General features: G+C 72.0%; 19 protein-coding genes and 2 pseudogenes. 14 read left to right on the forward strand and 7 right to left on the reverse strand.

Features of this window, described 5'->3' with window-relative positions; translation table 11 throughout:
* Positions 1 to 319: 319 nt before the first annotated feature.
* The 5 genes from ACGFT1_RS25760 (at position 320) to ACGFT1_RS25780 (ending at position 4,442) form a co-directional block, all read left to right on the forward strand.
* Positions 320 to 856, forward strand: coding sequence for an EF-hand domain-containing protein (locus tag ACGFT1_RS25760; RefSeq protein WP_373911356.1), 537 nt, complete (start codon positions 320 to 322; stop codon positions 854 to 856).
* Positions 853 to 1,986, forward strand: a complete 1,134-nt coding sequence (locus ACGFT1_RS25765) for an isocitrate/isopropylmalate family dehydrogenase (RefSeq protein WP_373911357.1) — start codon at positions 853 to 855, stop codon at positions 1,984 to 1,986. The genes ACGFT1_RS25760 and ACGFT1_RS25765 overlap by 4 nt, the downstream gene beginning before the upstream one ends.
* A complete protein-coding gene (locus ACGFT1_RS25770) occupies positions 1,983 to 2,630 on the forward strand; it encodes a cysteine hydrolase family protein (RefSeq protein ID WP_373911358.1) in 648 nt (215 codons plus the stop codon). Before ACGFT1_RS25765 ends, ACGFT1_RS25770 begins: the two co-directional genes overlap by 4 nt.
* An 8-nt stretch (positions 2,631 to 2,638) precedes the next feature.
* Entirely contained in the window at positions 2,639 to 3,502 is an 864-nt protein-coding gene (locus ACGFT1_RS25775) for a class I SAM-dependent methyltransferase (RefSeq protein WP_373911533.1), read from the forward strand.
* 154 nt (positions 3,503 to 3,656) lie between these two features.
* Positions 3,657 to 4,442, forward strand: coding sequence for a hypothetical protein (locus ACGFT1_RS25780; RefSeq protein WP_373911359.1), 786 nt, complete (start codon positions 3,657 to 3,659; stop codon positions 4,440 to 4,442).
* Positions 4,443 to 4,819: 377 nt separating this feature from the next.
* On the opposite strand, the gene ACGFT1_RS25785 is transcribed toward ACGFT1_RS25780, so the two are convergent.
* Together ACGFT1_RS25785 and ACGFT1_RS25790 are read right to left on the reverse strand one after the other, a co-directional pair.
* Positions 4,820 to 6,346, reverse strand: a complete 1,527-nt coding sequence (locus tag ACGFT1_RS25785; protein WP_373911360.1) for a glycosyl hydrolase family 18 protein — start codon at positions 6,344 to 6,346, stop codon at positions 4,820 to 4,822.
* 354 nt (positions 6,347 to 6,700) lie between these two features.
* A pseudogene (locus tag ACGFT1_RS25790) lies at positions 6,701 to 6,992 on the reverse strand (DoxX family protein); the annotation flags it as partial.
* Between ACGFT1_RS25790 and ACGFT1_RS25795 the strand changes: the two are divergent.
* Positions 6,989 to 7,444 (forward strand): annotated as a pseudogene (locus ACGFT1_RS25795) (lytic polysaccharide monooxygenase); the annotation flags it as partial. The pseudogenes ACGFT1_RS25790 and ACGFT1_RS25795 overlap by 4 nt on opposite strands.
* Positions 7,445 to 7,677: 233 nt before the next feature.
* Here the strand turns inward: ACGFT1_RS25795 and sbnB are convergent.
* The 3 genes from sbnB to ACGFT1_RS25810 form a co-directional block, all read right to left on the reverse strand.
* Positions 7,678 to 8,712 (reverse strand): 2,3-diaminopropionate biosynthesis protein SbnB, encoded by a 1,035-nt coding sequence (gene sbnB / locus ACGFT1_RS25800; RefSeq protein WP_373911361.1) that lies wholly within the window; start codon positions 8,710 to 8,712, stop codon positions 7,678 to 7,680.
* A complete protein-coding gene (gene sbnA / locus ACGFT1_RS25805; RefSeq protein ID WP_373911362.1) occupies positions 8,685 to 9,704 on the reverse strand; it encodes a 2,3-diaminopropionate biosynthesis protein SbnA in 1,020 nt (339 codons plus the stop codon). The genes sbnB and sbnA overlap by 28 nt, the downstream gene beginning before the upstream one ends.
* Positions 9,705 to 10,102: 398 nt before the next feature.
* On the reverse strand, positions 10,103 to 10,351 hold the full coding sequence (locus ACGFT1_RS25810) for an MbtH family protein (protein WP_373911363.1): 249 nt from the start codon (positions 10,349 to 10,351) through the stop codon (positions 10,103 to 10,105).
* 904 nt (positions 10,352 to 11,255) lie between these two features.
* Between ACGFT1_RS25810 and ACGFT1_RS25815 the strand changes: the two genes are divergently transcribed.
* The 5 genes from ACGFT1_RS25815 to ACGFT1_RS25835 all read left to right on the forward strand — a co-directional run bounded on the left by ACGFT1_RS25815 (position 11,256) and on the right by ACGFT1_RS25835 (position 15,335).
* Positions 11,256 to 11,930 carry a hypothetical protein gene (locus ACGFT1_RS25815; protein ID WP_373911364.1) on the forward strand — a complete coding sequence of 225 codons (675 nt, stop codon included), beginning with the start codon at positions 11,256 to 11,258 and terminating at the stop codon, positions 11,928 to 11,930.
* Between the two features lie 158 nt (positions 11,931 to 12,088).
* Positions 12,089 to 12,604: a hypothetical protein gene (locus ACGFT1_RS25820; RefSeq protein ID WP_373911365.1), complete on the forward strand. Its 516-nt coding sequence runs from the start codon at positions 12,089 to 12,091 to the stop codon at positions 12,602 to 12,604.
* 284 nt (positions 12,605 to 12,888) lie between these two features.
* A complete protein-coding gene (locus ACGFT1_RS25825; protein WP_373911366.1) occupies positions 12,889 to 14,115 on the forward strand; it encodes a sensor histidine kinase in 1,227 nt (408 codons plus the stop codon).
* Positions 14,112 to 14,795, forward strand: a complete 684-nt coding sequence (locus tag ACGFT1_RS25830) for a response regulator (RefSeq protein ID WP_373911367.1) — start codon at positions 14,112 to 14,114, stop codon at positions 14,793 to 14,795. The genes ACGFT1_RS25825 and ACGFT1_RS25830 overlap by 4 nt, the downstream gene beginning before the upstream one ends.
* A 141-nt stretch (positions 14,796 to 14,936) precedes the next feature.
* Entirely contained in the window at positions 14,937 to 15,335 is a 399-nt protein-coding gene (locus tag ACGFT1_RS25835; protein WP_373911368.1) for a zf-HC2 domain-containing protein, read from the forward strand.
* A gap of 157 nt (positions 15,336 to 15,492) precedes the next feature.
* On the opposite strand, the gene ACGFT1_RS25840 is transcribed toward ACGFT1_RS25835, so the two are convergent.
* Positions 15,493 to 15,891, reverse strand: a complete 399-nt coding sequence (locus tag ACGFT1_RS25840) for a nuclear transport factor 2 family protein (RefSeq protein WP_373911369.1) — start codon at positions 15,889 to 15,891, stop codon at positions 15,493 to 15,495.
* Positions 15,892 to 15,982: 91 nt separating this feature from the next.
* On the opposite strand from ACGFT1_RS25840, the gene ACGFT1_RS25845 reads away from it, so the two are divergent.
* Positions 15,983 to 16,426: a MarR family winged helix-turn-helix transcriptional regulator gene (locus ACGFT1_RS25845; protein ID WP_373911370.1), complete on the forward strand. Its 444-nt coding sequence runs from the start codon at positions 15,983 to 15,985 to the stop codon at positions 16,424 to 16,426.
* A 554-nt stretch (positions 16,427 to 16,980) separates the two neighbouring features.
* On the opposite strand, the gene ACGFT1_RS25850 is transcribed toward ACGFT1_RS25845, so the two are convergent.
* Complete coding sequence (locus tag ACGFT1_RS25850; protein WP_373911371.1) at positions 16,981 to 17,574, reverse strand: TetR/AcrR family transcriptional regulator; 594 nt, start codon at positions 17,572 to 17,574, stop codon at positions 16,981 to 16,983.
* Between the two features lie 87 nt (positions 17,575 to 17,661).
* Here ACGFT1_RS25850 and ACGFT1_RS25855 point away from each other — a divergent pair, with 87 nt between their 5' ends.
* Both ACGFT1_RS25855 and ACGFT1_RS25860 read left to right on the forward strand, forming a co-directional pair.
* Positions 17,662 to 18,087: a nuclear transport factor 2 family protein gene (locus ACGFT1_RS25855; RefSeq protein ID WP_373911372.1), complete on the forward strand. Its 426-nt coding sequence runs from the start codon at positions 17,662 to 17,664 to the stop codon at positions 18,085 to 18,087.
* Positions 18,084 to 18,932, forward strand: a complete 849-nt coding sequence (locus tag ACGFT1_RS25860) for an NAD(P)H-binding protein (RefSeq protein ID WP_373911373.1) — start codon at positions 18,084 to 18,086, stop codon at positions 18,930 to 18,932. The genes ACGFT1_RS25855 and ACGFT1_RS25860 overlap by 4 nt, the downstream gene beginning before the upstream one ends.
* The last annotated feature ends 101 nt before the right edge of the window (positions 18,933 to 19,033 follow it).

The raw sequence follows: 19,033 nt of genomic DNA on the forward strand, positions 1-19,033 counted from the left end.
GCCCGTGCGCAGGCCGTGGATCGGCTGCTGCCGGTGAGCGTGACGGCGCGCGGGGTTCCGTGCCGGTCGGCGGTCAGGGGCCCGGAAAGGCGCCCCTCGCGTTGCGCATCACGGCGGCCAGAACCCCACCCCACCGCCTGGACGCGCTTCCCAGGCCTCGCCGCATCATGCGCCATCCGGCCGATTCCCTCCTTTCGTGTGCACATGCCCAGCTTCAATCGCAGGCCCCCTGATGGAGGGCCGATAGTGGGGGAGCCGCCGGAGTTCCCCGAGACACGGTGGCATCTCCCCGATCGGCGCTGTAGCAAAGGTGAGGACCATGCCGACTACCGAGGCCAACGACCGCGTCAAGCTCGTCTTCTCCCTGTTCGACGCCGACGGCAACGGCGTTCTGGAGTCCGACGACTTCGAGCTGATGGGCAAGCGGGTCATCGCGGCGGTGCCCGAGGCCGGCGACGGAGTGAAGGACAAGATGCTCGACGCCTTCCGCCGCTACTGGGAGACGCTCGTCCGTGAACTGGATGCCGACGGCGACGGGCGGATCAGCCCTGAGGAGTTCACCGCCGTGGTGCTCGCCCCCGAGCGGTTCGACGCCACCGTCGACGACTTCGCGGACGCCTTGGCCGCCATGGGCGACCCGGACGGCGACGGCTTGGTCGAGCGCGCCCACTTCACGGCCCTGATGACGGCCATCGGATTCCAGCGCCCCAACATCGACGCCTTGTTCGACGCCTTCGAACCGGTTGCCGAGGACCGCATCCCCACGGTCACCTGGGCGGACGGCATCCGGGACTACTACCGCCCGGAGAAAGCCGGCATCCCCGGCGACCACCTCACCGTGGGCACGGCCCGGTGACCCGCCCTCACGTTCCCGCGCCGGGAGGCGAAATACGCGTCGCCAAGCCCGTCATCGGCCTGGCGGTGGGCCGGGGGACGGGACCCGAGCTCGCGGACGTCTTCGAGCGGGTGCTCGGCGCGCTGACCGCCGGTCATCCGCACGGCGTGGTGATCGAACGCTCCCCCCGCCTCTACCACTCGTACGTCTCGCTCCGCGCCGAACGGGGCGTGGCCGGTGCCCGTGCGCTGACCGCCGACGACGCGGACCATTACGAGCGGTTCTGCCGCGCCCGGGCCGAGCTGGGCACCGAGGCGGTCTTCCGCACGGCCATCAACGCCCAGTCCCTCTACCTCGTCCGGCAGCGGCTGCGCGCCGTGAAGGTCGACCTCCTCAGCGGCGCCGGGCGCTCCCTGCTCCTGGTGCGGGACCAGGCCCAGGGGTTCTACACCGGGGACAACCGGCACACGCCCGGCGAGGTCACCCGCACCATGACGTTCAGCCAGGAGATCACCGAGGCCGTCGTCACCTACGCCCTGCGGCGCGCTGGGCAGGAGTGGCCGGACGGGGGCCTGGACCGCATCGTCATGGCGTACAAGTTCCACCTTCTGGACGGTGCCCTCGACGCCTGGGTGGCCGACCTCGCGGACCGGCTCGGCATACGCGTCGACCTGTTCCAGCCGGACACGGTCAACCGCAACCTGATCACCCACGGCCTTCCCGACCGCACGCTGATCATCGCCGGGAACGAGTGGGCCGACATCATGCACGTCGTGCTGCTCGACCGGTTCGGCTCCGGCCGACAGGAGAACCACTGCACCGAGAACGTGTGCCTCGCACCGGGCCTGGCCGGTCTGGTCGAGTACCAGACGGTGCACGGGTCCGCCGACGACCTGGCGGGGCGGGAACTGGTCAACCCGGTGGCGACGATCCGCGCGGCGGCGCTCGTCGCGGAGCGCCACGCCGACTGCCCCGGTGCGGTACGGGCCACCGAGCGGTCGCTGCGGGCGCTGGACGAGCGGGGCGTGCACACCCCCGACCTCGGCGGGCGGCACTCCACCACCGCCGTGGTCGACGCACTGCTCGACTGCCTCGACGTGCCCGGACCCGACGGGACGCCGCAGGACACCGCGCTGGCCGGCGGGTCATGACCGGCGGTGAACCGGACGGGACGGCCCTGGTCGTGGTGGACCTGCAGAACGACTTCTGCACCGGTCCGACGGCCCTGACCCGTTCCGGCAAGGACCCGGCCGTGCTGGACGCGGCCGTCGCGGGTTGTGTCCGGGCGGTGCGCCTGGCCCGCGAGCGCGGTGTGGAGGTGGTCTTCGTACGGTTCGTCGGCGACCCTGAGTACCAGGGGGCCGCCTGGCGGCTGCGGGACCGTGCCCTCGACAAGCGGCCCAAGTGCCTGGAGGGCTCCTGGGGCGCGGAGTTCCACGCCGTCGCCCCGGCCCCGGGTGAGCGGATCTTCACCAAACGCGCCTGCTTCGACGCCTTCTTGAGCGACGGCTTCGAGGAGTACCTCACCGCGAGGGGGGTGGGGCACTTGGTTCTCGCCGGGCTGTACGCGGACGTGTGCGTGGACTCCACCGCCCGTACGGCGTTCCAAAAGGGCTTCCACGTGACCGTCCTGTCCGACTGCACCGCCGCGCTGCACCTGCCGTACGACGCGGTACTGCGGTTCATGAGCGTCGTGTACGGCGCCCGGACCACCGTCGCGGACGACCCGCGGGCATGGACGGCATCCGTGTCCCCACCCCGGGAGGAGGGGCCGTGCGTCCTGCCGCCGGGCTGAACGCCGGTGTGGCGGAGGGTGTGGGCCGTACCGCCCTGCTGGTGGCCGCGGCCCGCGCCATCGAGACCCATCGTCCCGACGCCCTGGCCCGGGACCCGTTCGCGGAGCACTTCGTGCGCGCGGCACCGGCATCGGCCGGCTGGCCGGTCCGGCCGGAGCAGGTGCCCGCCGGTGAGGCCGACCCGTTGTGGGGCCGCCTCGGCCGGTACTTCGGCTTGCGCACCCGTGTCCTGGACGACCATCTGCTCGACTCCGTCGACCGGGGCGCCCGGCAGGTGGTGCTGCTGGGGGCGGGCCTGGACTGCCGGGCGTTCCGGCTCGGCTGGCCGCCGGGCTGCGCGGTGCACGAGATGGACATGGCTGGCGTCCTGACGTTCAAGCAGGCGGTGCTCGACCGGACCGGGGCCACGCCCACAGCTGAGCGCCGCACCATCGCGGCCGACCTCCGGCTCGACTGGAGCGAGGCACTGCTGGGCACGGGCTTCGACCCCGCCGCGCCCACCACGTGGCTCGCCGAGGGGTTGCTGCTCTACCTCCCGGCGGCGGCCGAGTGCCGTCTCATGGCCACGATCGGCCGGCTGAGCGCGGCCGGCAGCACCCTTGCCTACGAGATCAAGGAGAGCGCCGAGTCACCACGGGTGCGCGCCAGTCCGGTCTATGCGGCGGCGCGACAGCGGCTCGGCATCGACCTGCTCGCCCTGTTCGACAGCGAGGCACGCCCCGACTCGGCGGGCGAACTCACCAAGAGCGGCTGGACGGTGGCCGTCCACACCCCGTACGACTTCACCGCCCGGCACGGCCGCGGTCCCCGCCCGGAACCGAACGACGCCCTGGCGGCCAACCGCTGGATCTTCGCCACGGCCCCGGCCTAGGAGGCGGTGGCCGACCGCCGTGACCGCCGTGGGGCTCCCGCCGCCCGGCCGGATCCGCCGCCGCGGCATGGCCTGCCCCGCCGTGCCCGAGGAAACGCTGTGCGATCGTCGTCCGCTCGCTGTGTACTCTCCTCTCACACCAAGGGGAGGGATCATGAAACACAGAACGATCAGAGTGGCATGGGCTGTGACCGGTGGGGCCGCGGCTCTGACGCTGCTGACGGCAACGGGAGCCCACGCGGAAGGGAAGGGAGACATCCGGGTCACGGGCGCCGTCGTCAACAGCGGGAAGAACGTCGTCATCGGCACCTCCCGGCGCGTCACTTACCCGATCGCCATCACCATCCGGGACAACTCCGGTGTGAAGGGTCTGTCGCACGTCAGTGTCTTCAACAAGAGCGACGGCTGGGGGTTCGGCGACTGGACCGGCACCAAGTGCGTGAAGAAGAGCTCCACCACTTCGGTGTGCACCGCCACGATGACGGTCGCCCCGCAGTGGCTTCCGGGCAGCCTGCCCGAGAGCGTCAACAACACCGCCGGCGTGTGGCAGGTCAACGCCACCGTCAAGGCGAACGACGGTGACTACTGGATCGCCGACCACATCGCTGAGTTCAAGGTGCAGCGCGCCTCGAAACTCACCACCGACGCCTCACCCGAGCCCGTCACCAAGGGTTCCGAGCTGACGGTCTCCGGCAAGCTGACCCGGGCTCACTGGGAAGACCTGAAGTACTACGGATTCACCGGGCAGAACGTGCAGCTCCAGTTCAAGTCGGTTGGAGCCGCCCACTACCGCACCGTCAGGACGGTACGGACGGGCACCTCCGGGTCGCTCAGTACGAAGGTCACCGCCGCCTCGGCCGGCAGCTGGCGCTGGTATTTCCCCGGCACGACGACGACCGCACGGGTCGTGTCGGCCGGTGACGAGGTGAAACCGAAGTAGGCCGAAGGTAGGGTCACGCCCGCGGCCTGATCGCCGGCCGCCGGGCACCCGGCTCCCTGCACGGCCGCCCGGGCACGCGCGAGGGTGCGGCAGCCCGGGCACGTGCGGGCGGGTCGGCCGGGACGGTCAGGAATCGTCGCCGGTCCGGCCGACAGTGGGCCGGGGTCCGGTAGTACCTCGCCCAGCAGGCCGGCGGCCCGCCGATCGATTCGGCCGGCCGCCGGCCCGGGTGGTCGCGCTGTGTGCCGCGGGTCCGGCGGCGCAGCTGCTGCTTCTTGCACACTCGTCCGCGGGCTTGTGCTCAGCCCGCCGACGGGGTCGCGAACCCTGGCATCCGGAGCTGCTCAGCCGCGCCGTCCGGGCGGTGACGAGGCGGTTCAGCAGGCGCCGAGGTCCTGCCAGACGCCCCACTCGCCGGTGGTGCCGGGCTCCTCACCCGTCGTCCACCACTTGGCCTTCCAGGTGTGGCCCTTGTACGAGACCTGCTGGCCACCGGTGTAGACGGTGGCCTTGGCCCACGGGGCGGCCGTGCACTGGCTGCCGGAGCCGCCGGTGACGGTCAGGGAGTAGGTCGCCGAGTGGCTTCCCGTGGCGCCCGCACCCGTCACGGTGACCGTGTAGGTGCCCGAGGCCGCGGCCGAGGTGGTGGCCAGGGTGAGTGTGGAGGAGCCGCCCGCGGTGACCGACGTCGGGTTGAAGGAGGCGGTGACGCCCGCCGGGGCCCCGCTGACGCTGAGCTTCACGCTCTGGGCGTCGCCCTTCGTCACGGCCGTCTTCACGGTGGCCGTCGCGGACTGGCCGGCCGTCACGGTTCCGGAGGCCGGGCTGAGCGCGACGGAGAAGTCGTTGGACGGAGTGGTGGCGCCGCCACCGGTGAACGGCGCGAAGACGTGCGTGAAGTCCCATGTGTTCTGCTCGATGCCCGAGCAGTTGTCCGCGGCGGCACCGCCCGCGCAGCTGCCGTTGTCCCGCTGCAGCGCCCAGAAGGACAGGGTGTTGATGCCCTTGGCGACCGCCCAGTCGTACACGGTCCGGGCGTTGGCCAGGGTGAAGGTCTCCGCCTTGCCGAAGTCGTCGACGCCCGGCATCTCGGTGACGCCGACCATGTTCCACAGCTGGGCCGGAGTCTTGCCCGGGTACAACTGGGCGAGCAGGTCGTACAGGCCCTGGGCGGCGGTCTGGGTGTCCTTCGCCATGTCGTGGGGCTGGTTGTCGTAGTAGTCGAACGTCATGAGGTTCACGACGTCGACCCGGGCCCCGTTGCTCACCGCGTTGCGCAGCAGTGCCGCGCCGCTGTCCGCGAGGCCGTGGGTGGTGGTCGGCAGGGTGTAGGAGATCTCCACCTTGCGCCCGTTGGCCGCCGCCCAGTCCTGGACCAGCTTGATGGCCTTGTTGCGGCGGTCGATCGCGGCGGTGTTGTCGAGTGAGTCGACCTCGATGTCCATGTCGAGCCGCGAGATGTCGTAGGTGGTGATGACCTTCTCGTAGGCGGCGGCGATCTGCTGGACGTCGGTGCAGCTGTCGGCGATCTCGGTGCCGGTGGTGTCGGCCGTGTAGCCCCCGAACGAGGGGATGACGTCGCCGCCGTTGCCCTGGATCGTCTTGATGTCGGCGCCGAAGGTCGAAGCGGCGACCGGCATGCTCGTGTCGCCGTTCCAGTACGGCGTGCAGGAGCCCTTGGAGGCGGTCTGCAAGAACGCCATCGTCAGGTGCTTGGCGCCCGACTGGGCGGACAGGGCGGCGGGGCTTTCACCGGTCCAGGCCTCGAAGTAGGGGGCGAAGACGTGGTTCGGCAGGGGTGTCGCGGCCTGGGCGGTGCCGGTTCCCGTGAGGGCGAGGCCCATCGCGGCCGCCATGGTGGCGGCCGCGGTGAGGGCCGCGCGGAAGGGAAGCGCGAGTCTCATGTCAGTCCCGGTGTGTGGTGGGGGAGGGTGGCCAATGTCCGTGTGCGGGGCAGGTGTTGCCGACTACTGGAATAACGCCCGTCAGATGGGTGGGTCAATGGTCTGGACCAAGAAGGGACTAGACCAATTTGCGGAGCCTGTGCACCCCTTCCCTGCACAGGGCACCCGGCGGTGGACTGGACCACGCGCGAATGTTCATCGGGGTGCCTGGGCGCCGGGGTGATCCGGTCTGCCGCAGGCGTTCGCGGGCGGCTGGGGGAGCGCCTTCCCTCGGGCCCACCGGTCAGTGAGTCCCGCGCCCCGAGGCGTGTGACGCCCGCTCGCGCGCCGGCGGCAGGTGGGCGCGGAGGCGGCTCATGCGGATGTCGGCGTGTTCCGGGACCACGTGCCGGCCGGCCCCCCCGGTGCCGGACCGTCGCCGGGAGGGAAGCAGGGACGCCGGCGCCCGACGCCCCGGCCCCAGGGCGGCGATGAGGAGGAAGGACCAGCAGAACATGGCCGCCGGTTCTCCGCCGTTCTGGATGGGGAGGGCCCCGTGGGCCTGGTGCACGTCGAAGTGGGCGTACGCCATGGACCCCGAGCACAGCACGGCCGCGACGCGGGTTCCGAGGCCGCCCAGGACCGGTGCGCCGCCGACCAGTTGGATGGCAGGTCACACCGGTCGGCACGACGGCCACGTTCACGTGGCACAACACGGCCCGGCACTCCACCGCCGACTGGCAGTACTTCATCGGTGGCCAGAAGTTCGCCGAGTTCGCCGGCGGCAACCAGCAGCCGGCCGCGGACGTCAGCCAGCAGGTGAACTTCGGCAACTTCACCGGCCGTCAGAAGGTGCTCGCCGTCTGGAACGTCGCGGACACGGCCAACGCCTTCTACTCCTGCGTCGACGTCAACATCGGCGGCGGCGACAGTGACGGCGGCACCGGCGGTGGTGGGACCACCTGCACCGCTTCGGCCTGGGACTCCGCACGCGTCTACAACGGCGGCGACACCGTCACGTACGGCGGCCACACCTGGCGCGCCAAGTGGTGGGTGACGGGCGACAAGCCGGGCACCACCGGCCAGTGGGGTGTGTGGGAAGACCTGGGAGCCTGCTAGGCCGCGATCCCGGCCCGTCGGCGCGCGTTTCCCCCAGGTGCCGACGGGCACGCAGGCCGACGGCTTCCGCTGCCCCGACACCGGCCGCCCCGCCCGAACCACCCGAGCCGAACAGGACCCGCGGCGCGACGGGCCTTCGCCCTCCACCCGGCGCCCCCTTCCGGGACGGCGGCAGAACGACGCCGGGCCGATGCCCCGAACGTCGCCGGTCAGCCGGTCAGCCGGTCAGCCGGTCAGCCGGTCGCCCCGTCGGCGGGGGCGGGCAGGAAGTCCGGTACCCGGGTGCCCAGCCCCAGGGATTCGGCGCGGCGGCGGACGAGTTCGGCGAGGGCGACGTCGAGGGTGCTCAGGCCGAACGGGGAGAACACGGTGACGCGGTCCTCGGGGCGCCGGCAGGGCTTCTCGGTGTTCAGGACGGAACCGATGGAGGTGGCGATGAAGTCCCGGCTGCCGCAGAGCCGTTCGGCCAGGTGCAGGGAGGTCGACTCCCGGCACACGTGGTCCGCGTCGTCGACCACGTTGACGACGGTCAGGATGCTCCCCGGGGTCAGGTCGCGCAGGGACACGTGCAGGACCAGGGTGCCAGGCCGGCAGGCGTCGGTGGTCAGATGCGGGGCGGCGGCGCTGGTCGCCAGGCAGACCAGCCGGTGGCTGGCGAGCGCCTCCTCGGCGCTCTCGGCGACCTCGGTCTTCAGGCCGGGCCAGCGTGCCTGGCAGCGGGCGGCGACGGCCTCCGCCCGGGAGCGGTCGAGGTCGAACACGGTGACCGCGGCGAGGTCGGGCAGGACGGCCCGGAGGTAGGCGAGGATCTCGAAGCCGATCACGCCGCAGCCGATCAGGGAGGCACCGGTCTCGGGTACGGACGAACCCAGCGCCATGGCCGCGAGGGCGGCGCTCGCCGCGGTACGCCGTGCCGAGATCACCGAGCCCTCCAGCAGGGCCTCCGGCTGCCCGGTGGCCCTGGAGTTGAGGATCACCGCGGCGGATGCGCGTTGCGGACCGTGCGCGGTGTCGCTGGAGAAGGAGGCGATCCACTTGCCGCCCGCCACCGGCTCGTCCTCGCCGAGGCAGGCGGGCGGTCCGCCGATGCGGCTGCGCGGGGCGTCGGGGAAGCGGAGGAAGGCGGAGTGCGGCAGGGCCGTCCGGCCCCGTTCGTACAGCAGGTAGGCGCGGCGTACCGCAGCGACGACCTCGGTCTCGGCGCCGTCGAGGACCTGGTGGACGGCGCCGGATCCGAGGATCAGCATGGTGCCACCCGCATCGCCCACTTTTTCTCCTTCCACAGGTGGGACACGTCGCCGAAGTGGCGGGCGACCCATTCGTCGTCGTAGATCGTGTCGAGGTACCGCTCCCCGCGGTCGGGCAGGACGACCGCGCAGCGCGCGCCCGCCGGGATGCGGTCGGCCAGTTGGTCGACCGCCGCCACCAGGGCCCCGGAGGAGCCGCCCGCGAGGACGGCCTCCCGGGCGGCGAGCCGCCGGCAACCGACCACGCAGTCGAGGTCCGTCACGTGGACGACCTCGTCGGCGAGTCCGTCGCGGTAGAGCGCCGGTCGTACGGCCGCGCCGTGACCCGGAATCAGCCGGGACGCCGGAACGCCGCCGAAGATGGCGCTCCCGGTGGCGTCCACCGCGACCACGGTCACCGGCAGCCCGCGGTCGCGGACGTACTCCGCGCAGCCGCGCAGCGTGCCGCACGAACTCGTCGCGCAGAACACGTAGTCGACCCCGCCCGGCGCCGCCTCCAGGATCTCGCGCATCGTCTGCCGGTGCGCCCGGGCGTTCAGCGGGTTGGCGTACTGATTGGGCCAGTAGGCGCCGGGGATGCGGGCGATCAGCTGGCTGATGCGGCGGATCCGGACGGGCAGGTACTCACCGGTCTGCGGGTCGCACTCGCTCACCACCTCGACCTCCGCGCCGAGCGCCCGCATGACGGCGATGTTCTGCCGGTTGGTGCGGGGGTCCACCACGCAGATGAACCGGAGCCCGTAGTAGGCGCAGATCTGGGCGAGCCCGATGCCGAGGTTTCCGGAGCTCGACTCGACGACCACCGAGCGGCCGGGCACGAGGGTGCCGTCCCGGATCAGCTCGCGCAGCATTCCCAGGGCCGCGCGGTCCTTCATGCTGCCGCCGGGGTTGAAGCCCTCCAGCTTGGCGTACGTGGTGAAGTGCCGGCCCGGAGCGAGCTTGGCCAGCTCGACCAGCGGGGTGCCGCCGATGGTGCCGAGAACGCCGGCCGGTCCGTCGTCAGGTGTCGGCATGGTGGCCTCGCCCCGTCGGGTCGGGGCACGGCCCGAGCATGGTGCGGAACACGGTGGTTCCTCCTGTCAGCACTGGATCGAGGGTGTGTGCGCCGGCCGGGTGCGGTGGGGAGGGGAGCCGCGGCCGGGCCGGGGGCCGGCGGGTCACCGATCCGGCGGGCCAGGCGTGGCGCGAACCCTGATCCGGCCGGCCCGGCGGCGAACGGCGAGCCGGTGAGGCCAGGACCGGCAGCGGGTAGGCGATGGTGGTCGCAGTCGAGCCGGGCAGCGAGACCGCCGCCCCGCCCCCGCAGCAGCAGGAAGTCGCGGTTGCGACGCAGCGGGACCACCGGACCGGCGGTGGCCGCGTCCGGCGGTTGCGCGTCCGCCGGCGCGCTCGCGCCGGGGCTCGTCATCCGTCACCCTCCTCGTCCGGCCCGGGCCGGACGCCGGCCGCGCGCCGACCGCTCCATCCGCCGGCGCAGACTGAGCGGTCGCATATCCGTCCAGACGGCGCCGATGTGGGCCAGACATTCGGCCCGGGTGCCCTCGGTCCCCTCGGCGTGCCAGCCGAGCGGCAGATCGCGGTCGGCGAGCCAGACCGAGTACTGTTCCTCGTCGTTGAGGACGACGCGGTACGTACGCTCGTCGATGTCTTCCTCGGCCACGGCGGGCTCTCCCTCGGGTGTGAACTTCCGGGTCACGAACGTCACATGACCGGTGCGGCGTCAAGGAGCCTGCCGCAGCCGCCCGGTCCGGTTGCAGAGAAGGAGCCGCAGTCACCGCGACGCAACGCTGCCGACGTGACTGCCGGTTGTTCTCTCGGAGCGGCATCGGCCCGGCGGCGACGCTGAGGCGCATGACTGCGAAGTCCTCCATCCGGACCGCGCCGGCCGACCGCGTCCGGGAGCGCGACGCAGGCTCCACCCTCCCTCTGACGGTGCCGGCCGAGTCCCCCGCTCGCCGGCACCCGCCGGGTGCACGAGGCGATCGGCCCCCCGCGACCGGCGCCCCCGATCCCACCGTCCGCCACCTCGGGCAGCGGCTGATCGCGGAGGAGGCCCACGCGCCGAACCGGGGCGACCCGGAAGGATGGCCGCGGGAAGCCGAGCACCACTTCCGCCACCGCCATGGTCGGCGCCTGCCGAACCCTCCTGCGCGAGATCGGCGCGCCGTTGCGCCCGCACCGCACCGGCAGCGACCTGATCCCGCCGGAGCTGGGCGCCTGATCGCCAGGACCGGACTGCTCAACCGCTCGCAGCCGTGCGCCCTGGCGGCGTCCAGGCCGCGGCCCCGGTGGAGAGAGATGCCTTACGGCACCCATGACGGCCTGCGGCGTGAGCAGTTCACGCCGCGCACCGGGCCGTTCGCGGTAACTTCCTGCTTCACGAAGCGAACTTCATGCCCACGAAGCGAACTTCAAGCTCAGGAAGCGAACTTCCGGCCATGCGAAGCGAAGGAGAAGAGTACGTGGAACCCCGTTCGACATCGTCCCTGCTCACACCCGTCCTGCGGGTGCTCACGGGTCTACTGGGCGCAGGGTCCTTCGGAACGGGGGTACTCGCGGTATTCGTGACCCAGAACGGGACGGGCACGGGAGTGCTGCTCGCCTTCGGTGGTGTCCTGCTCGTTCTCGCGCTCCTCGGTAACCGCATCGAGAGCTTCGAACTCGGTGGAGCGAGCCTGAGGCTCCGCGCGGCCGCAGCGGAGAGATTCGCGCTGGCAGAGGAGTCCGAGCGTCAGGGGGACCCCACCACGGCCGGCCAGCTGCGCGCCGAGGCGCAGGCCCTGCTGGACGCCGCGGGGCCCATCGCCGCCAGCTACAGGTCCGTTCGCCGCTCGATGCGCCCAGGCCCGGACCGCACCCGCGCCATGCAAGAGATCGTGTCCCGAGCTCGTCGTCTCTCGGAGGAGCAGCCGTTCGAGCCGGCCGAAGTTCTGCGCTGGCTGAGAGAGGGGAGCGACGAGGAACGCGTCACCGCCCTGGCCATGATGCAGGCCAGCCGCGAGTTGCGGAACTTCGATGCCGCACTCGCGACCATCGAGCACTCGCGCAGCGCGTTCGAGCAATACCTCGCCATGCTCCTCACCAGGCTCATGATCGACGACCTTGACGCGGCGCAGTTGAGGCGGCTCGCCGACATCGTCAAGTCGCAGCGAGGGCTCCGATTCCGCCGGGACACCGACCGGTGGCGGCTCAGCGAGGAGATCCTCCAGCGGGTGGAGGGACGCTCAGACACCCGCTGACCGCGCCTCCCGCAACGGGTGAGGCCCGGACGACGACACGCCGGCCTCCACCGACACCCCGGCCCCGCCCCACCTGCCGGTGACTGCTGAGGGCTTTTGTGGGCCATGTGAGCCGTGACGGGGTGGGTCAGGGGCGCGCCGGCGGGTACCCGCAGGACATGATCAGGCGCGCGCTGTGGCAGGGGTTGGTCGCCGGTACGGCCGGGGGAGTCGTGATGACCCTCGGAGAGAAACTGGAACAAGCGGTCACCGGCCGGCCCGACTCCCACGTACCGGCCCGCGTTCTTCAGCGCCTGACCGGCCTGCCGGAACACGACGGGGCACAGCCGCTGCCGGTCAACTGGGCCATGCACTTCGGCCAGGCCGCCCTGCTCGGCGTCCTGCGTTCGATCATGGCTCAGGCGGGGCTGCGGGGGCCGCTCGCATCTGCCAAGTTCACCGTCGTCCGCCTCACCAACGACCAGATCCTCGAAAACGCCACCGGTGTCGGCGCTCCGCCTCCCACCTGGCCGAGAAAAGAGCTCGTGCTGGACGTCCTGCACAAGGCCGTCTACGCCTTCGCCACGGGTGCTGTCGCCGATAGGCTCGCAGCCCGCAGCGGCCTTGGCCCCGGACAACGTCACGCCGCCCTCCGCCCGGGTCGCCATAGCGGCATCGGCCCCCCTCCCCGGTGAGTCGACGGCAGTACCGGCCGGCATGCTGATCATGGCCAAGCCGTGCCCCTTGACCCGGTCCACTCGAAGAGGCGCAGCCGAGCCGCCGCCCGGCGCAGCGGCCACGCATCGGGCGCTCCGCCGAACCGGGTCGGTTCGGCGTCGGCGGCCGGGCGGAATGCGACCCGGGCCCCGAAGACCCCGCCTGCTACGACCGGCCCGCCGCCACCCCCTCCGTCCCGGCCGGCCAGGCAACCGCGGAGGACGAACCGGCGGCGTTCGGGCATCGGCCCTACCGTGGTGGCATGGCAGTGATCACCGGTCGGCGAAGGGGAGCGGGAACCCCGGTCGGCACGCTGGACGTACTGGGGCCGGCCGTGCTGTTCGTGCTGTCGGTCGTGGCCGCATCCGTCATCCCGCACGAGCACCGGGTCGCGTTCCGGTGGCCCGCCGTCGCGCTGGCGGCAGTGGGCTGCTTCGCGTTGCTGTGGCGGCGCCGCCACCCGTTCGGCGTACTGGTCACCGCCCTCGCCTGCGGAATGGTCTTCCAGATGTTCGGGGTCCGGGAGAGTCCGCTGGTGACGAGCCCGGTCATCGTGTCCGTCTACACCGTGGCCGCACGGACCGACCGGCGGACCACCTGGGTCGTGGCGTCCGCCTCGGCTCTCCTGCTGGTCGGGGCGGCCATGGCGTTCGGGCCGGGATCGTGGCTGGCTCCGGACAACGCGGCGATGCTGGCCTGGACCGCTCTGCCCGCCGCCGTAGGGGACGGGGTGCGTTCACGCCGTGCTTACGTGGCGGCGGTGGAGGAACGGGCCGCGCACGCGGAGCGGACCCGGGAGCAGGAGGCACGGCAGCGGGTGGCGGCCGAGCGGGTGCGGATCGCGCGCGAACTGCACGACGTCGTCGCCCATCACATCGCTTTGATCAACGCGCAGGCCGGTGTTGCCGTTCATCTGGTGGAGCGGCGGCCGGAGCAGCTGGTCACCGCCTTGGAGGGCATCCGGGACACCAGCCGGTCCGCGCTGGAGGAACTCCGGGTGACCGTGGGCCTCTTGCGGCAGTCCGACGATCCGAAAGCGCCGCGGGATCCGATGCCGGGGCTGGCGCAGGTACCGGCGCTTCTGGCGTCCTTCGAGCGGGTCGGCCTGTCCGTCAGGCACACGCGGCACGGCCTGGCCGAGCCGCTGGCACCGGCGGTGGACCTGGCCGCGTACCGCATCGTGCAGGAGGCCCTGACGAATGTACGCAAGCACGCCGGGGCCGATCACGCCCGTCTCCACCTGCACTACCGTCCTCAATGGCTCACGATCACCGTCGAGGACGACGGGCACGCCGGATCGCACGAGCCTCACCCCGGGACCGGCCACGGGCTGATCGGGATGCGCGAGCGTGCGGCCAGCGTAGGGGGAGAGCTGGAGGCGGCCGGGCGCCCCGACGGGGGTTTCACCGTGACCGCCGAACTGCCGTTGCGGCCGACCGCGGCAACGGCGGTACCGATCGGGCAGAGTGCCGAGGAGAGATGGGCATGACGATTCGCGTACTGCTCGCCGATGACCAGGCGCTGCTGCGGGGCACCTTCAGAATGCTGTTCGACTCCGCCGACGACATGGAGATCGTCGGCGAGGCGTCCAACGGCCGCGAGGCAGTGGAGCTGGCGCGGACGCAGCAACCGGACGTGATCCTGATGGACATCCGCATGCCCGAGATGGACGGCCTCGTCGCCACGCGGCTGATCGGCGAGGCGGAGGACCTCGCATCGGTGAAGGTCCTCATCCTGACCACCTTCGAGGACGACGAGTACGTGGCGGAGGCACTGCGGGCGGGCGCGAGCGGCTTCCTCGGCAAGGGAGCCCGCCCGGAGGAGTTGCTTGACGCGGTCCGCATGGTGGCCGCCGGGGACGCCCTGCTGTCCCCCTCGGCGACCCGGGGGCTGATCAGGCGATTCCTGGCGCAGCCGGCACCGTGCACCACAGCCGTGCACGAGCGGCTGGAATGCCTGACCCGACGGGAGCGCGACGTCGTGGGGCTTGTCGCGCTGGGACTGTCGAACGACGAGATCGCCGGGCGCCTGTTCGTGAGCCCGCTGACGGCCAAGACCCACATCAACCGGGCCATGACCAAACTGGCCGCCCGCGACCGTGCCCAGCTGGTGGTCATCGCCTACCAATGCGGTCTGGTCAGTGCTGCGACGACGGCGGCTCGTCCCTAGTGCCTGGTCGGGCGCCCGGCGCGGCTGCGGAACGCCCTGCCCGGGCGGTAGGACCCCCCGCCGCGTACCGCAGCCGCAGTACCCGGGAATCGCCGCACAGGGACGACGCGCCAGGGCCCTTTCCTGGGCGATGGTGAAGGCATGAACGCAACTCTCATAGCCGTCGGACCCACCTCCGCGTCGGAAGAGTCCACCGTGGTCACCGCCCTCCAGGGTTGCCGCACGATCAGCAACCTGCTGGCCGGACACGCGCTCGACATCCTGGAGTCGCACGAGGCGGCCGCGGTCCGTGCCCACCTGGCGACCTGTTCCGACTGCCGGGACGAGCATCACTGCCTTGCGGCCGTGGCAGCCCACCTGTCCTCGCTCCGCAAGGCCCTGGCGTACGGCGCCGGCCGGCAGCAGTCCTCGTACCTTCCCGGCCCCGCCGGGCCCAGCCGGACGCGGCACCCACGACGCCGCAGCAGTGCCGCCCGAGGGCCCCTGGCCACCTCCCTCACGCTGTCCCAGTGGGTGAGCAGGCTTGCCCGCGTCAGGTGAACGGCTGGTCAGGGCGCTGGTCCGCCCCCGCCGGCACAGCGGATCCAACCGCAGCCGGCGGGTCCAGGCCGGCGGGTGTCCTCGGACTCGGCACGGCACCGGCAGGGACACCCGTGGGCCGAGCCGGGTCGTACAGCCATCCGCCGGCTGCCGGGTACTACACCTGGCGGGCGCTGCCGAGGGTGCGGTCGGCGTCGGAGCCGTGGAGCATCAGCGTGGTCTCCTCGATGCGGCTGAACCGGCCGTCGGGCGCGAGGTCGGCGAACACGTACACCTCCATGCTCACTCGGGAGCCGTCCTTCTTCGTGATGTGGACGGTGTGCCGGTCGGCGTAGCGGCTGCCGTCGTACAGCTCCTCATGGACCTGGACGCGGCCGTCGGCGACGACGGTGCGCAGGTGGTCGATGTGCGCGAGGAAGCCGGCACGGTCGTTCCATTCGCCGTCCGTGCGCTGGCGGTAGCCGGGGGTGAAATGGCGGTCGGCTGCCTGCGGGACGGTGAGGTCGCGACGGAAGACGAGATCGGTCAGAGCAGCCTCGATACCGGTACGGGTCATGTGAGGTCCTTTCCTCGCAACTGCGTGCGCCACGCACGCTTTTCGTCACTGTAGCAGGCGACGCGTGCGCCGCGCACGCTATCGTGGGGGTGTGGAGAACGAGGTAGGACACGAGATCGCGGACGCGCTGGGCCTTCTGTTCCGGCGTACCACCCGCACCCGGCTGCACCGTCGGCTCACCGAAGGCATGGGCGAAGCGATAGACGAACTGACCTATCCCGTGCTCAGCGCACTGGCCCGCACCGGCCCCCGCAGCGCCGCGGACCTCGCCCCCGAAGTCGGCATTGACCGCTCCGGAGTCACTCGCCGCGCCTCCCGGCTCGAAGCCGCCGGCCTCGTCCACCGCCGGCCCGACCCCACCGACCGACGCGCCCACCTGCTCCACCTCACCGATCAGGGCAAGGACGCCGTCAGCGAACTACGCGCCCGCCTCGCAGCCCACATCACGGCCGGCCTCTCCGCCTGGCCGCCCGGCGAAGCCGAATCGTTCGCCCGCCACCTCCGTCTCTTCACCACCGACGGCCCTTTCGCCTGAAACGGGAACGTGTCGGCCTGAATGCCCGAGCGCCGTTTCGACAGGTGCGCGGTAGTCGGTTCAGTGATCCGTACCCGGGCTGCGCATGCCCGCCGGGCCCTTGAGGGTGTGCAGGACGAGGAAGCTCTCGATGCTCCGGACGGCTGTGAGCCCGGAGACGGTGGTGGTCGGGTACTCGTATGCCCGACGGTCATCCGGAGCGCGACCTGCCGGAGGCGGACGAGCCGGGCCGCTGGCGCGGCGAGCCGGGCACCCGGCTGCCGCACACGTTCCTCACCGGCGGGTACGACGGCCTGTCGGCTCTCCGCGGAGCCCTCCGCCCCCACAGGGCCCGCCCTTCCGTCCGCGATCAGGACCGGCGAGCACGAGACGTCAACGGGCTGAGACGGGCCCACAGGCCACATGACGCCGTACAGGTCGGCGTCTCCAGCGACTGCCTTGCCCTCCCGTCCGGCCGGTTGGGCGGCAGCCGTCGTACTCCGCACCTTGGTGTCTAAGGAAGGCATCGGCCCGCTGTCGGATCTCTGCCGTGGGGCTCCGTGAGTCGCCGGCCGTCATTCTCCGTGGGGGACCGGGGGCAGCGCTCTGGTGGCGAAGTGCCGCAGTTGTGCACGCATCGCGTCCCGTGGCACGTTCTCTTGCCCGGCCAGGTGCTCGACGAGATCGGCTCGGGTGGCGGCGAGCAGGGCGTGGGCGGTGAAGTCGCTGTCGGCCACGCCGGGAAGCTGCTCGAGAACCGCTCGGAGCAGTCCGTGCCACCGCTTGTAATGCTCTGCCTGGTACGGGCTGCCGCCACCGCTCTCCTCCAGCGCCAGCGCGAGGCGGCGGTTGTCGAGTTTGAAACACAGGACCGCGTCGAGCAGCGCGGGCACGCGCCGCTCCGGCGGGGTGGTGGGCCCCAGGGGGGGCGGGCCGGTCTCGACGGCCTCTCTCACCGGTTCGAGCCGCGCCTCGTACAGGGCGCGCAGCAGCCCGGTGCGATCACCGAAGGCGCGGAAGAGCGTTCCCTTGCCCACGCCGGCCGCCGCCGCGATGTCGGCCATGGTGACGTCCTCGGGACTGTCGCAGCGGGCGAAGAGGGCGTCGGCGGCCGCGAGCACGGCCTCCCGGTTGCGGACGGCGTCCTTGCGGGACTTGCGCTCGGGCACGCGGTTCCTCCTGTTTGCAAAGCGGACCCCGGGTCCGTATCGTCAAAGCGGACCCAGGGTCCGTATTTCACGAGATGGAGGATACCCATGTCCGTACCGACTTCTCCGTCGGATCTCTACCGCCATAGCCTGCGCCTGCTGCTGGACAAGGACATCGCCGGCTGGGTCGGCCTGTGGGCCGAGGACGGCGTCATGGAGTTCCCCTTCGCTCCCGAGGGCCGGCCCGGGCGGCTGGAGGGCAGGGAGGCCATCGCCGCCTACATGCGCCCCTACCCCGACCACATCGACCTGCACGACTTCCCCGACCTGCGGATCCATCAGACCACCGATCCGCAGACCATCGTGGTCGAGATGCGCGGCGTCGGGCGCCTGGTGGAGACCGGCAAGCCCTTCGAGATGACCTACATCGCCGTCGTCGCCGTGCGGGACGGGCGCATCACCTCCTACCGCGACTACTGGAACCCCCTCGCCGTTCTGGAACCCGGCACCGACTTCACCGGGAGCAGCCGATGACCACCACCGGCACCACTTTGGTCATCGGCGCGACCGGCACCACCGGCAGCCGTGTCACCGCGCTGCTGGCGGCTGCCGGTCAGCACGTCAAGGCCGCCAGCCGGCACGCCGCCCCGGTCTCCGGCGCCCAGCCGGTCCCGTTCGACTGGCACGGCCACGCCACCCACGCCGCCGCGCTCGACGGCGTCGACCGCGTGTACCTCGTACCGCCCCCGGGAGACCCCGATCCCGCGAGGGTCATGCTGCCGTTCCTCCGGCAGGCCCGGACCGCCGGGGTGAGGCGCGCGGTGCTCCTCAGCTCCTCCGCCGTCCCCGAGGGCGGTCCGGCGGTAGGAGCGGTGCACCGGGCCCTGCCCGCGCTGTTCGACGAATGGGCGGTGCTGCGCCCCTCGTGGTTCATGCAGAACTTCACCGGCACCCACCCGCACGCCGTGAGCATGCGCGAAGAGGGCGTCATCCGGACCGCGACCGGGAGCGGCCGGGTCGGCTTCATCGACGCCGGGGACATCGCGGCCGTCGCCGTCCGCGCCCTCACCGACGCCCGCGCCCCCGACGCCGACCTCCTGCTGACCGGGCCGGAGACGCTCGGCTACGACGGCATCGCCGCGATCATCACCGAGGCCACCGGCCGCCCCGTGGTCCACCGCCGGCTGTCGTACGAGGAGATGCGTGATCGCCTGACGGCACTGATGCCGCCGGAGTTCGCCACCATGCTGGCCGGCATGGACCGCGCCATCGCCGAGGGGGCGGAGGACCGCGTCACCGACACCGTCCAGCGCATCACCGGGCGTCCCCCGCGGACCTTCCGCGCCTTCCTGGAAGAGGAGGGGGGATGTAACAGCTGAAGGCAAGAACTCCCCGGCAGCGGTGAGCCGCCCCGGCGGCGGCCCGCGCGAGCGCTCGCCGTCGGAGCGCGCACGCTGCCTGCCCGTCCGACCCTCCGCGG

This window comes from Streptomyces sp. Y20 (genome assembly GCF_043195475.1).
Lineage (GTDB): Bacteria > Actinomycetota > Actinomycetes > Streptomycetales > Streptomycetaceae > Streptomyces.